12 protein-coding genes and 1 tRNA gene are annotated in these 13,039 nt (G+C 73.2%); 3 read left to right on the forward strand and 10 right to left on the reverse strand.

Features of this window, described 5'->3' with window-relative positions; all coding sequences use genetic code 11:
• Positions 1 to 214: 214 nt before the first annotated feature.
• Both CPE01_RS13150 and CPE01_RS13155 read right to left on the reverse strand, forming a co-directional pair.
• Complete coding sequence (locus CPE01_RS13150; protein ID WP_146807282.1) at positions 215 to 1,231, reverse strand: cation diffusion facilitator family transporter; 1,017 nt, start codon at positions 1,229 to 1,231, stop codon at positions 215 to 217.
• On the reverse strand, positions 1,228 to 2,652 hold the full coding sequence (locus CPE01_RS13155) for a chloride channel protein (protein ID WP_146807283.1): 1,425 nt from the start codon (positions 2,650 to 2,652) through the stop codon (positions 1,228 to 1,230). Before CPE01_RS13155 ends, CPE01_RS13150 begins: the two co-directional genes overlap by 4 nt.
• A 57-nt stretch (positions 2,653 to 2,709) precedes the next feature.
• On the opposite strand from CPE01_RS13155, the gene trmB reads away from it, so the two are divergent.
• Together trmB and CPE01_RS13165 are read left to right on the forward strand one after the other, a co-directional pair.
• Positions 2,710 to 3,444 (forward strand): tRNA (guanosine(46)-N7)-methyltransferase TrmB, encoded by a 735-nt coding sequence (trmB, locus tag CPE01_RS13160; RefSeq protein WP_146807284.1) that lies wholly within the window; start codon positions 2,710 to 2,712, stop codon positions 3,442 to 3,444.
• Positions 3,441 to 4,283, forward strand: coding sequence for a LysR family transcriptional regulator substrate-binding protein (locus CPE01_RS13165; RefSeq protein WP_146807285.1), 843 nt, complete (start codon positions 3,441 to 3,443; stop codon positions 4,281 to 4,283). The genes trmB and CPE01_RS13165 overlap by 4 nt, the downstream gene beginning before the upstream one ends.
• A gap of 57 nt (positions 4,284 to 4,340) precedes the next feature.
• On the opposite strand, the gene CPE01_RS13170 is transcribed toward CPE01_RS13165, so the two are convergent.
• The 5 genes from CPE01_RS13170 to CPE01_RS13190 form a co-directional block, all read right to left on the reverse strand.
• Positions 4,341 to 4,721: a DUF5997 family protein gene (locus tag CPE01_RS13170; RefSeq protein ID WP_146807328.1), complete on the reverse strand. Its 381-nt coding sequence runs from the start codon at positions 4,719 to 4,721 to the stop codon at positions 4,341 to 4,343.
• A 68-nt stretch (positions 4,722 to 4,789) separates the two neighbouring features.
• Positions 4,790 to 5,155: a MerR family transcriptional regulator gene (locus tag CPE01_RS13175; RefSeq protein WP_146807286.1), complete on the reverse strand. Its 366-nt coding sequence runs from the start codon at positions 5,153 to 5,155 to the stop codon at positions 4,790 to 4,792.
• A gap of 29 nt (positions 5,156 to 5,184) precedes the next feature.
• Positions 5,185 to 6,138 carry an aldo/keto reductase gene (locus CPE01_RS13180; protein ID WP_222592927.1) on the reverse strand — a complete coding sequence of 318 codons (954 nt, stop codon included), beginning with the start codon at positions 6,136 to 6,138 and terminating at the stop codon, positions 5,185 to 5,187.
• Between the two features lie 210 nt (positions 6,139 to 6,348).
• Positions 6,349 to 8,826, reverse strand: a complete 2,478-nt coding sequence (locus tag CPE01_RS13185) for a glycogen/starch/alpha-glucan phosphorylase (protein WP_146807287.1) — start codon at positions 8,824 to 8,826, stop codon at positions 6,349 to 6,351.
• A 179-nt stretch (positions 8,827 to 9,005) separates the two neighbouring features.
• Positions 9,006 to 9,078, reverse strand: a tRNA-Arg gene (locus tag CPE01_RS13190).
• Positions 9,079 to 9,229: 151 nt separating this feature from the next.
• On the opposite strand from CPE01_RS13190, the gene CPE01_RS13195 reads away from it, so the two are divergent.
• Positions 9,230 to 9,688 (forward strand): GatB/YqeY domain-containing protein, encoded by a 459-nt coding sequence (locus CPE01_RS13195; RefSeq protein ID WP_146807288.1) that lies wholly within the window; start codon positions 9,230 to 9,232, stop codon positions 9,686 to 9,688.
• A gap of 105 nt (positions 9,689 to 9,793) precedes the next feature.
• Here the strand turns inward: CPE01_RS13195 and CPE01_RS13200 are convergent, their stop codons facing one another.
• From CPE01_RS13200 to CPE01_RS13210, 3 genes are all read right to left on the reverse strand, one after another.
• The gene (locus tag CPE01_RS13200; RefSeq protein ID WP_146807289.1) at positions 9,794 to 10,945 is read right to left on the reverse strand and encodes an LLM class flavin-dependent oxidoreductase; all 1,152 of its coding nucleotides are present in this window, start codon (positions 10,943 to 10,945) and stop codon (positions 9,794 to 9,796) included.
• Positions 10,946 to 11,153: 208 nt separating this feature from the next.
• Positions 11,154 to 11,909: a class I SAM-dependent methyltransferase gene (locus tag CPE01_RS13205; protein ID WP_146807290.1), complete on the reverse strand. Its 756-nt coding sequence runs from the start codon at positions 11,907 to 11,909 to the stop codon at positions 11,154 to 11,156.
• Positions 11,910 to 11,984: 75 nt separating this feature from the next.
• Positions 11,985 to 12,866, reverse strand: coding sequence for a hypothetical protein (locus CPE01_RS13210; protein WP_146807291.1), 882 nt, complete (start codon positions 12,864 to 12,866; stop codon positions 11,985 to 11,987).
• Positions 12,867 to 13,039: the final 173 nt, after the last annotated feature.

Consider the following 13,039-nt stretch of genomic DNA (forward strand, 5'->3'; position numbering starts at 1 on the left):
CCTCTCGTCGGCGGCCGGCTGGAGCGGCGCGTTCGGGTCGGGCGACCCGGGGGCGGGTCCAGGGCACGTCGGTCGTTCGCGCAGGATCCGGCGCGGATGTCCGGACTGTAACGATTCGCGACGTGCCGGCGAGAGCGGTGCCACATGTCGGAATGCGTCGATGACCTGCGGATTCACCGACCGGGACGCGCTGAGGACAGCCGCGGTCGTCCGTTCAGCGGCGGACGGGCCGCGGCGTCAGCGCCGGCTCCTCGGGCTCGGAGAGCGACAGGATCGCGCCGACGACGCCCGGGACGTCGCGCATGCGGCGCTCGAGCGCGGCGAGCTGGTGCGACGCGACGGTCTCCCCCGGCTCGCCGGTGAGGTCGACCGCACCGGACAGGAACACCTGCCGTGCACCGACGAGCTCGAGGCGCAGGTCGGTCACGCGCGCGACCTCGGGCTGCGCGGCCACGAGCGCGAGCGCGGAGTTCCACAGCCGGTCGTCGACCACCTGCCCGACGAGGAACCGCCTGTTGCGCTCGATGAGCACCACAGCGACCACCCCGAGCAGCACGCCGACGAGGATCGAACCGATCGCGTCGGGCACGGCGGACCCCGTGACCTGGTGCGCCGCGATCCCGCCGGCGGCGATGACGATGCCGACGAGCGCGGCGGCGTCCTCGAAGAACACCGCGCGGACCGTGGGGTCGGAGGTGAGCAGGACGTGCTCGAGCACGCCGCTCTCGCGTCGTCGTGCCGCCGCCCGCACCTGCCGGTCGGCCTGCAGGAACGAGACGCCCTCGAGGACGAACGCGAGGCCCAGCACCGCGTACGCGACGCCGAAGTCGCTCGCGGGCTCGCCGTGCCGGAGCTCGGAGATCCCGTGCGTGATGGACACCCCCGCCCCGACCGCGAACAGCCCGATCGCGGCGAACATCGACCACACGTACACCTCGCGGCCGTAGCCGAGCGGGTGCGTGCGGTCTGCGGGACGCGCGGCCTTGCGCTGCGCGATGAGCAGGAAGACCTCGTTGCCCGCGTCCGCCCACGAGTGTGCGGCCTCGGCGAGCATCGAGGCGGCCCCGGTGATCATCGCGGCGGCGGTCTTGGCGATCGCGACCAGCAGGTTGGCGCCGAACGCGAGCACGACGGTGAGCCCCGACTCGCCGCGCCCGTCGTCGGACGCCTGCAGTGCCGTGAGCCCGCCGAGCTCGTCGGGTGCGGGTCGGGTGTCTCGCGGCTCGGTCATCCGCGCTCCTCGTCGGGCCGGTCCACCGGCGCCCCGGGTTCCGGGGCGACGGCGTCCGGGGCGTGCGGCGGCAGCACGGGAGCAGGCAGCGCCGTCCCGGCCGGGGCGATCGCGGTGGCCGCCTCGTCCGCGTCGACCGGACGCCGACCGTGCAGCTCGCGGTGGTCGAGCACGGCGGACGTGAGCCAGGCCGCGGCCGTCGCGACCACCGCGACAGGGACCGCGTCGAGCCCCGGCCGGCCGACGAGCAGCGCGGCGAAGAGCACGGGCGCCACGACCATGCGCGTCATCGCGGTCATCCCCGCGCCGGCGCCGATCGCGATCGCGACCGTCGGCGACATGTCGAACGCCACGATCCCGAACGACGCGAACGCGACGCCCATGAAGATCGCCGGGAAGATCGGTCCGCCACGGAACCCGGCGCCCAGGCTGACGGCGTAGCCCAGCACCTTCGCGACGAGCACGACGAGCACGACGAGCGCGGACCGACTCGCCACGAGCTCCGGGATCGCCGACTGACCGGAGAACAGCACGGCCTGCGAGTCCGCGCCGAGCGCGCGCGCGACGAGCGCGAGCACGCCCACCGCGAGGCCACCCGCGAGCAGCAGCGGCGCCCGGCCCAGCCGGGGTTCGAGACCCGCCAACGTGGTCGCCGCGTGCCGCACGAGCCGTGCGACGACCGCGGCCAGCATCCCGACGAGCAGCGCGACGAGCAGGTCACGCAGCAGGACGGTCTCGTACACCGGCAGCCCGGGCAGCGCGAGCCCGGCCACCGACAGGCCCGTCCACGTCCCCAGGCCCGTCACGAGCGTGTACGCGACCGCCGCGGACACCAGCGCGGGCACGAGCAGCGGGATGACGAGCGCACCGGCGCCGACGCCGCCCTCCAGGAGCATGAGGCCCGCGACGAGCGGCCCGCCGAACAGCGTCGACATCGCCGCCCCGGACCCGGCGGTCGCGACCACGACGCCCGCGCGCCGGTCGAGGCGCGCCCACGAGGTGACCCACGTCCCGACGATCGCGCCGAGCGCGATGAGCGGCGCCTCCGGGCCGAGCACGATCCCGAACGGCAGGGTCGCGAGCGCCGCGAGCGCGACGCCCCACGCGTGCCTGGGCCGCGGCGTCTCCCCCATGCTCAGGCCGTGGATGGGCGGCTCCCCGCCGTCGCCGGGGAGCATGCGCGCGAGGTACGCGAGGAACCCGCCCAGCACGGGCAGGCCGAGCACCAGGTACCAGGGCGGGGCGTCGGCCCCCAGCCGCGCAGGCAGGTCCACCCACAGCCACGTCTCGAGCTCGTGCACGACCCCGATGAACGCGAACGCGACCAACCCGGCGGGGAGGCCGACGAGCGCCCCCAAGGCCGTGAGGCGCACCAGGTCGCGCGGTGGCACGGAGGCGGGTTCGCCGCCCGTCTGCGGCATGCTGCCGACTGTAGCGACGCGACGACCGGGCCGCGCGGGGTCCGTAGGCTGCTGCTCGTGAGCCAGCCGTCCGACGCGTTCCGCCACGAGGCCGCGCGCCCGCACGAGCCGTTGCGCACGTTCCACCCGCGCCGCGCCGCGCTCGGCCGGGACCGCAGCGACGCGCTGACCCGCCTGTTCCCCCGGTTCGGCTTCTCGGTCCACGACGAGGCTGCGCCCTTCCCCCGCACGTCCGACGGCCTGCTGGACACCGCCGCGCTGTTCGGCCGGCGCGCGCCGCTCGTGCTCGAGATCGGCCCGGGCATGGGTGAGACGACCGCCGCGATGGCGCAGGCCGACCCGGACCGCGACTACCTCGCCGTCGAGGTGCACCTGCCCGGCCTGGCGAACCTGCTCCTGCTCGTCGAACGCCTCGGCCTGACGAACCTGCGCGTCGCGCACGGTGACGCGCTCGAGCTCGCTCGCCATGCGCTGCCGCCGGACAGCCTCGACGCGGTGCACGCGTTCTTCCCCGACCCGTGGCCCAAGGCCCGCCACCACAAGCGCCGGCTGATCCAGCCCGAGCACGTCGCGCTGCTGCGCTCGCGGCTGCGCCCGGGCGGCACGCTGCACGTCGCGACGGACTGGGCCCCGTACGCCGAGCAGATGGTCGAGGTGCTCGCGGCCGACGAGGGTCTGGCCTCGGCCGGTCCCGTCCCCCGTCCGCCGCACCGCCCGGTCACCAAGTTCGAGGCCCGCGCGATCGCGACCGGCCGCCCTTCCACCGACGTGATCGCGAGGCGCACGGCATGAGCGAGCAGGACCCCGCGCAGGCTCCCGACAGCCCGGGGGCAGCGTTCCGCCTCGGCATGGTCCCCGGCGTCAACCCTGACCGGTGGGCGCGTGTCTGGAAGGAGCGGATCCGCGACCACACGCTCGAGCTCGTGCCCGTCGCCGCGGCGGACGCGGTCGCCGCGCTGCGGTCGGGTGACGTCGCCGCGAGCATCCTGCGGCTGCCCGTCGACCGGGACGGCATCGACGCGATCCCGATGTACACCGAGGCGACGGTCGTCGTCGTCCCGAAGGACCACCTGTTCACCGCCGCCGAGGAGATCACGGCCGCCGACCTCGCCGACGAGACGCTGGTCGTCCCGGACGACGACGTGCTGCGCTGGACCGACGCGCCCGGCGACCGGTTCGCAGGGACGGTCGCGACGACGAGCGACGCGGTCGACCTCGTCGCCGCGGGCCACGCGGTGCTCGTGGCACCCCACTCCGTGGCCCGCCTGCACCTGCGCCGCGGTGTCACCACGCGACCCGTGGTCGACGCGCCCGGCTCGGCGGTCGGCCTCGCATGGCTCACCGAGGCCTACGACGACCTCACCGAGGAGCTCATCGGCATCGTCCGCGGCCGCACCGCGAGCTCGTCCCGCGGCCGCGGGGCGACCGACCCGGCACCGACGAAGCCCTCACCCCGGGGTGCCGCCCAAGGTTCGACGAAGGGCTCGACGAAGGCGACGACGAAGGGCTCGGGCAAGGCCGCGACGAGCGGTCAGGGAGCGGGCCGTTCCGGGGGGAGCGGCCGACGAGGCGCCGGTCCGCGCACGTCCGGCGGTCGCAAGCCCGGACCCAGCAGGGGCCGCAAGCGCTGACCTCTCGCCGCGCGTGAGGTAGCCCCTGACCCGGGGTGGCGGCGACCGGTGCTGCGGTCAGGCCTTCTCGCGGCGCGCCTGCTCGGCGCGGCGGTCGGCCTCACGGGCCTCGAGGCGGCGCTCCTCGCGGCGCACCTCCTCGAACGTCTGCCGCTCGCGCACCAGCCACTGCGGCGGCTCGGCGATCAGCGCGTTGATCTCGTCGGTCGTGAGCGGGTCGGTGATCCCGGCACGCGCCAGGCCTGACGTCGAGACCCGCAGGCGCGCGGCGACCACGTTGCGCGGGTGCGGACCGTTGCGGCGCAGGTCGGTCAGCCACTGCGGCGGGTTCTTCTGCAGCTCGGCGAGCTCGTCGCGCGTCACCGTGCCGGTCCGGAACTCCTCGGGCGTCGCCGGCAGGTACACGTCGAGCTTCGCTGCCGCCGTCGACGGCTTCATCTCCTGCGTCTTCTTGGCCACGCCGACACCCTACGCGTGAACGCACCCGGCCCCCGCGCCGGCCCGGCTCAGGGCTCGGTGGCGTAGTGGGCGATCTTGCCGTCGAGGACGTCGATCGCGGCGCGGATGCGCTCGACCTGGTCGAGCAGCTCGGTGCGTCGCCGCCGCAGGAACGCGACCCGGTCGTCGGCGCCGGCCTCCGCGCGCAGGAGCTCGGTGAAGCGGCGCAGGTCCGCGATGCCGAGCCCGGCGTCACGCAGGCACGTGACGATCCCGATCCAGGCGACGTCGTCCTCGTCGTACCGGCGCTGCCCGCCCGCCGAGCGCCCGACGGGACCGACCAGGCCCTCCCGCTCGTAGTAGCGCAGCGTGTCCAGGCTCAGGCCCGTGCGCTGGGCGACCTCACCCGGTGCGTACCCCGTCACGGCGGTCATGGTGCCACTCCTTCCCGGTGCGTCGGTGCTCAGGCGGGCTCGTTGAGGCGGTCGCGCGTCTCGGGCGACAGGTCGAGGTCGCGTGCCGCCATCGCCTCGGTGAGCTGCTCGACCGAGCTGACGCCCAGGATCGGCTGGACGCCCTGGTCCAGCAACCAGGCGAGGACCACCTGGTTACGCGTGACGCCGAGCTCGTCGGACACCTGCGCGAGGACCTCGAGGCGGCGGTGCGTGCCCGGGTGGTCGTAGCCCTCGGACAGCGGGCGGTCGGGGCGCACGTACGCGCCCGTGAGCAGCGGCGAGTACGCCCACACGTCGAGGCCCTCGGTGCGCGCGTGGTCGAGCTGGTCGCGTTCGGCGTGCACGTGACCGCCCTCCGGCAGCGTCACGCCGGGCCGCGGGACCACGTACGAGTAGCGCAGCTGCACGGCCGTCCACGGCTCGACGCCCTGCTCGCGGGCGATCGCACGCGCCTGCTCGACGCGCCACGCGGCGTGGTTCGAGGCTCCGAGGCGCTGGACGCGGCCGTCGGCGACGAGCGCGCCGAACGCCTCGACGGTCTCGGCGAGCGGCACGGTCCGGTCCTCGGCGTGGGCCCACAGCAGGTCGACCGAGTCGAGCCCGAGCCGGTCGAGCGACGCGGCGAACCCGTGTGCGATCGCGTCGGCCGACAGGCCCTCCGCCGACGACGGCCACTCGTGCGGCACGAGCGGCTGGTGACGCACCTTCGTCGCGAGGCGCACGCGCTCGCGCATCCCGGGCCGTGCCGCGAACCAGCGGCCGAGCACGCGCTCGCTCTGCCCGCCGACGCCCGACGGGTCCTCCCAGAACGCGTAGCAGTTGGCCGTGTCGATCCAGCGGCCGCCGAGGTCGACGAACGCGTCGAGCAGGTCGAACGACAGCGCGTCGTCGGCGCGCGTGCCGAAGTACATGGCGCCGAGCACGGGCTCGACGCTGCGGGTGTCCGTCCGGTTCTTCTCCATGACGACGAGCCTGCAACCTGGAGCGCGCTCCAGGTCAAGCGCTCGCGCGGGACGGTCGCGAGCGAGTTCGTCGGCCGGTGCCGCGCGCGCCGGCGACGACGCGCGTCGTCGCGCGCGGCCTCGTCGTCGCACGCGCGTCGTGCACGTGGCCTCGTCGGACGACGAACGCCCCTGCGCCCGAGGTGGGCGAGGGGCGTTCGTCGGGACGGCTCAGGCCTCCGGCGCGACCGGGTACGTGTGCCAGATGCGCTCGATGTAGTCACGCATCGAACGGTCGGACGAGAAGAACCCGCCGCGTGCCACGTTGAGCACCGCGCGGCGCGTCCAGTCGTCGGTGTCCGCGTAGGCGGCGTCGACCCGCGCCTGCGCGTCGACGTACGCCTGGAAGTCGGCCAGCGCGAGGAAGCGGTCCTCGTTGAGCAGGTTGGACACGATCGGCTCGAACACCGCCCGGTCCCCGCCCGAGAACGCACCCGAGGCGATGAGGTCGAGCGCGTTGCGCAGGTCCAGGTTCGTCTCGTAGTACGCCGACGGGTGGTAGCCGCGCTCGACGACCTCCGCGACCTGCGGCTCGGTCAGCCCGAACAGGAAGAAGTTCTCGTCGCCGACGAGCTGGCGGATCTCGACGTTCGCGCCGTCGTCCGTGCCGATCGTCAGGGCGCCGTTGAGCATGAACTTCATGTTGCCCGTGCCGGACGCCTCCTTGCCGGCGAGCGAGATCTGCTCGGACAGGTCGGCGGCCGGGATGAGCGTCTCGGCGAGCGTGACGTTGTAGTTCGCCGGGAACGCGACCCGCAGCCGGCCCTCGAGCGCCGGGTCGTCGTTGATCGTGCGACCCACTGCGTTGATGAGCCCGATGATCTGCTTGGCCATCACGTAGCCGGGCGCAGCCTTCGCACCGAACGCGAACGTGCGCGGCGTGACGTCACCGATCGCGAGCTCGCCGGTCGTGATCTTCTCGTAGAGCGACACGATGTGCAGGAGCTTGAGCGTCTGGCGCTTGTACTCGTGCAGGCGCTTGACCATGACGTCGAACAGCGTGTCCGGGTTCACGACGATGTTGTCGCGCTCCGCGAGGACGCCCGCGAGCCGCTGCTTGTTCGCGTACTTGATCTCGCGGAAGCGGCGGCGGAACTCGGCGTCGTCGGCCAGCGGCTCGAGGCCCTTGAGCTGGTCGAGGTCCGTGACCCACCCGTCGCCGATCGCCTCGGTGATCAGCCCCGACAGGCCCGGGTTCGAGAGCTTGACGAACCGGCGCGGCGTGACGCCGTTGGTCACGTTCGTGAACTTGTCCGGCCAGTACGCCGCGAAGTCGTCGAGCACCTTGTCGCGCAGCAGCTGGCTGTGCAGCTCGGCGACACCGTTGACCTTGGTGCCGGCGACGGTCGCGAGGTACGCCATGCGCACCGCGCGCACCGGGTACTCCGCGATGATCGACATGCGGCGCACCCGCAGCTCGTCGTTCGGGTACGCGACGCGCAGCTCGGCGAGGAACTCGTCGTTGATGCGGTAGATGATCTCCAGGTGCCGGGGCAGCAGGCGGCCGAGCAGCTCGACCGGCCAGACCTCGAGCGCCTCGGGCAGCAGCGTGTGGCACGTGTACGCGAAGCACTGCTTCGTCACGGCCCACGCCTCGTCCCACTCCCAGCCCTTCTCGTCGACGAGCACGCGCATGAGCTCGGGGACGGCGATCACCGGGTGGGTGTCGTTGAGCTGGAAGACGATCCGGTCCGGCAGCTTGTGCAGGTCGAAGTCCGCCGGCAGCACCTGGTCGACGAAGTCCTTGATCGAGCACGCGACGAAGAAGTACTGCTGCTGCAGCCGCAGCTCCTTGCCCTGGGGCGTGGAGTCCTCCGGGTACAGGACCTTGGAGATGTTCTCCGCGAACGTCTGGGCGCGCACGGCCTCGGCGTAGTCACCGGAGTTGAAGATCTCCAGGTCGAACGCGCGCGTCGCGCGGGCGCTCCACAGGCGCAGCGTGTTGACGCGGCCGGCGTCGTAGCCCGGGACCATGTAGTTGTACGGGACGCCCAGCACGGACCAGCCCGGGACCCAGCGCCGCTTCACGACGCCGTCGTCGTCCTGGTACTGCTCGACGTGCCCGCCGAAGCCGACCTTGACCGCGGCCTCGGGGTGCGGGAACTCCCACGGGGAGCCCAGGCGCAGCCAGTCGTCGGGCTTCTCGACCTGCCAGCCGTCGACGAACGTCTGCTTGAAGATGCCGTACTCGTAGCGGATGCCGTAGCCGATCGACGGCACGTTCATCGTCGCGAGCGAGTCGATGAAGCACGCGGCCAGCCGTCCGAGGCCACCGTTGCCGAGCCCGGGCTCGATCTCGGCCTGGCGCAGCTCCTCCAGGTCGATGCCGAGGCTCGCGAGGCCCTCCTTGACGATGTCCTCGAGTCCGGACGCGAGCAGCGCGTTGTCGAGCTGGCGCCCCAGGAGGAACTCCGCCGAGAGGTAGGCCACCGACTTCGCCTGCAGCTTGGCCTGACTGCGCAGCGTCGAGAGCCAGCGGGTCATGAGGTAGTGGCGCACGGTGCGTGCCATCGCCAGGTACTTGTCGTTCACCGACGCCCGGGTCAGGTCCACGCCCTGCCCGAAGTTCAGCTCGCGCAGGAACTCCCGCACGAAGCCCTCGACGGTGTGCTCGCGCGTCGCAATGGGTGGTGTCGTCTCTGCCGTCACACACCCACCGTAGCCAGGGTGTGTGTCCCATGAGTGACGCAAACGCTTGCAATTCTTGCGAATGATCGTGAGACGTCGGTCATCTTCACCCACTCGGGCGACCAAGGTCCCGGGTGACGAACCGACCAGACCGACGAAAAACGGCCCCTCACCGTCTCCGGTGAAGGGCCGTCATCCTGCGCGCCCGAAGGGACTCGAACCCCCAACCTTCTGATCCGTAGTCAGATGCTCTATCCATTGAGCTACGGGCGCACGACCCTCGCGGGCCGGAAGAGACGATACAGGTCCGGGGCCGGGACGCCCAAACCGAGCCGACGTGACGCTGCGCACCCGCCCTGGCCTGGCCGGCTCGCGCGCGGGTATGCGGTGGCCGCCGCGCACGCGACCGCGAGACGATGAGCGCATGAGCACCCCGACCCTGGACCGTCTGACCGCCGACCTCACCACCGCCATGAAGGCGCGCGACACCGCCCGCACGAGCGTGCTGCGGCAGGTGATCGCCGCGGTGCGCGCCGAGGAGAAGTCGGGGTCCACGGTCAAGGAGCTCACCGAGGACGACGTGCTCGCCGTGCTCAACCGCGAGGTCAAGAAGCGCCGCGAGAGCGCGCAGATCTACACCGACGCGAACGCCCCCGAGCGCGCCGCGAACGAGACCGCCGAGGCCGACGCGATCGAGGCGTACCTGCCGGCCCGCCTGTCCGACGACGAGCTGCAGTCGCTGGTCACGGCCGTCGTCGCCGACCTCGGCGCGACGAGCATGAAGGACATGGGCGCGGTGATGAAGGAGGCCACGTCGCGCGCCGGCCTGGCCGCCGACGGCAAGAAGCTCTCCACCCTGGTCCGCGCGTCCCTCACCGCCTGACCGCACCGTGCGGCCGCTTGTGGGTGGAGATGCGCTCGCTGAGCGAGCGGTTCTCCACCCACAGCGGGACCGGCAGCGCGTGCGCGTGTGCCGTGGCGGCGCGGGTCAGGTGGCGAGGAGGGCTCGGGCGCGGGGGGCGACCTCGGTGCCGTAGAGGTGGATCGCGCGCACGAGGTGCTCGTGCGGGAGCGGGCCGTGCGCGTACTTGAGGTCGAACCGCTGCACGCCCAGCGTGCGCACCACGTCGGCGATCCGCCGCGCCACGGTGTCGGGTGAGCCGACGAACAGGGCGCCCTCGTCGGCCTCGGCCTCGAAGTCGTCGCGGGTCATCGGCGGCCAGCCCCGCTCCGCACCGATGCGGTCACGGTTGGCCTTGAAGTGCGGGAACAGCAGCTCGCGCGCCTCGTCGTCGGACTCCGCGACGAACCCCGGCGAGTGCACCCCCACGGGCGGCACCACGGCGTCCGCACCGTTCAGCTCGCGCACCGCCCGGTGGAACAGCTCGACGAACGGCGCGAACCGCGCGGGCGCCCCGCCGATGATCGCGAGCATGAGCGGCAGCCCGTGCCGCGCGGTGCGCACCACGGACTCGGGCGTCCCGCCGACCCCGACCCACACCGGCAACGTGCCGCGCTGGGTCGTCGGCCACGCTCGTCGGCCCGACAGCGGTGCACGCGTGCGGCCCTCCCACGTGACCGGCCCCTCCGAGCGCAGCCGCACCAGGAGGTCGAGCTTCTCCTCGAACAGCTCGTCGTAGTCGGCCAGGTCGTAGCCGAACAACGGGAACGACTCGACGAACGACCCTCGCCCCACCTGGATCTCCGCACGCCCGCCCGAGATCCCGTCGAGCGTCGCGAAGCGCTCGTAGACGCGCACGGGATCGTCCGACGAGAGCACGGTGACGGCCGAGCCGAGCGTCACGTGCTGCGTGCGGGCGGCGATCGCGGCGAGCACCACGTCGGGCGACGACACCGCGAAGTCGTCGCGGTGGTGCTCCCCGACCGAGAAGTGGTCGACACCCGCGCGGTCCGCGGCCACGCCCTGCTCGACGACGTCACGCAGCACCTGGTGCTGCGGCACCGGCCGACCGTCGCTCGTCCTGGTCACGTCCCCGAACGTGTCGAGCCCGAACGTCACCCGCACCGCTCCCGGCCCCCGCCCGGCCTCCGCACCCTCCGTCGGCGGCCCAGCCTGCCCGCCATCCGTTTGCTGCCCAGCCTCCGGCGCCGTCTGAGCGCCGCCCGTCTGATCCGCCATGCTCGTCACCTCCGCCCCAACATCCCACCGCACCCCCGCCTCCGCTCCTCGACCACCACCGAGGGCTGCAGCGATGGATGCAGGATCGACCGGCATCCAGGCCACGCAGGCTGCATCCATCCCTGCATCGAGCCTGCGGCGAGGGAGCCGGGACGAGCATCCGGCGCGCAGCGGGCGGCGCGCAGCGGGCGGTGAGGCCCCGTGCGGGTCAGGGTGTGGCGGGCGGGGGCGTCGGGTGCAGGGCGATGAGCCAGGACAGGTAGTGCTCCCGCACGGTGCCGCCCAGCTCGTCCACGGCGCGGGCGGCGGCGTCGACCTCGTCGGGGGTCCAGTCGCTGAACGTGGTGAACAGACGCCGGATCTGCTCGGTGCCCATGTCGACGTCCCACGCGAACCTGCGCACTTCAGCGATCTCGAACAGCCCCGAGCGCGTGAGCTCGGCGGCCGTCACGTCCACGTCCTCGGCGTCCGGACCCGGCCGGGGCGGGCGTGTGCGGGCGCGGGCGATCCCGTGGACCCGGTCGCGGAACGGCGTCCTGATCGACAGGTCGCCGAACACGTTCCGCCAGACGAGCAGCGCGCCGCCGGGCGCGAGCGCGTCGCGGACCTTCGGCAGCACCACGTCCAGGTCCAGCCAGTGGATCGACGTCGCGGCGACGACGAGGTCGAACGCGTCCTCGTCGAGATCCAGGTCCTCGGCGCGCCCGACGACGACCGTCGCGTCCGGGTGCGCCGCGTGCAGCCGGGCCGCGAGCTCCCGGCCGGGCTCGACGGCCGTGACGTGCAGACCGGCGGCGAGCATCGGGCCGGTGGCCTGACCGCTGCCGGCGCCGAGCTCCAGCACCCGCCGGCCGGGCACCAGGTACCCGCCGCTCTCGAGCGCAGCCCACAGCTCGCGCGGGTAGGGCGGACGCGCGTCGTCGTAGATCGCCGCGTGGCGCTCGAAGTGCCCCGGATCCACCACCCCGCGAGCGTACGACCACCACCGGACGAAGGTCGACGCGGGGGCCGGGGCGGGGACGGGGAGCGCGGAGCCGGGCTAGAACGTGTAGGTGACGGTCCAGGTGGTGGGGGTGTCGGGCGGCAGGGTGAGCTCGAGGAACGGCTCGGCGGACACCGTGTAGTGGTTCCCCCAGACGACGAACTGGCCGGGCACGTAGCTCGTCGTCATCGTGATGCTGCCCAGGGCGTCGTGGCGGTGGACCAGTGTCAGCGGGGCGTCGGCCGTGTGGTCGACGAGCTGGTAGTGGCCCAGGTGCCCGGGCGCGAGCACGCGCCGGCGCACCGCACCCTCGTCGTCGACGAGGTACCCCTCGTTCTCGGGCACCGCGACGGGGAAGCTGGTCCGGAACAGCGCCTCGGACGACGGCTGCGGGAAGAACGGGTGCGGGAACCAGCGCACGGGCAACGACGCCGGCACGTGACCGGCAATGACGCGCTCGTCGTGCACCGCGGGCTCGTCGTGCACCGCAGCCTCGTCGTGCACCGTGGTGACCAGCTCGGTGACGGAGCGCAGCGTGCGCCCGTCGAGCGACACCGTGCGCACGAGGGCGATGTCGAGGCCCGCCCACGCGTGCGTGGTCCGGAAGGTCAGCGCGGCAGCCGCCTGCTCGACCGTCCAGGCGCACGGCTCGACGACGGCCGGCGCCTCGAGGTCGCAGACGCCCACGCCGAGCAGCAGGGCGCGGTTCGGGTCGTCGGCGACCGGCACCGGGGCGAGCGCGAACGAGTCCGGGATGCCCTGGCCGTCGAACCAGTTGAACGAGTCCGGGTAGGTCGGGCCGGTCATGAGCGGTCCGAGGCGCGCGTCGTGGACCTGGAAGACGTACCCGCCCGTGCAGTAGCGCGGGCCGGTGAGGGCCTGGTCGGCGACGGGGTCGAGAACCTCGACCCGCAGCTCGTCGGTGAGCAGCTCGTACATGGGCCTTCCTCGGCCGGACGGTGGGGCGTTGGCACCGTATCGGTCGCGGACCACGCGCACGCGGCAGCACACTCCGCCGCGGCGCACCGGCGTCCGCTCGCGGTGACGCCGGGACGACGACGTGACGGCGCGGAGCGGGCGGCGACGCCCGGCCCGCGCACGGTTCCGACGTG

Source organism: Cellulomonas persica (assembly GCF_007989825.1).
Taxonomy (GTDB): domain Bacteria; phylum Actinomycetota; class Actinomycetes; order Actinomycetales; family Cellulomonadaceae; genus Cellulomonas; species Cellulomonas persica.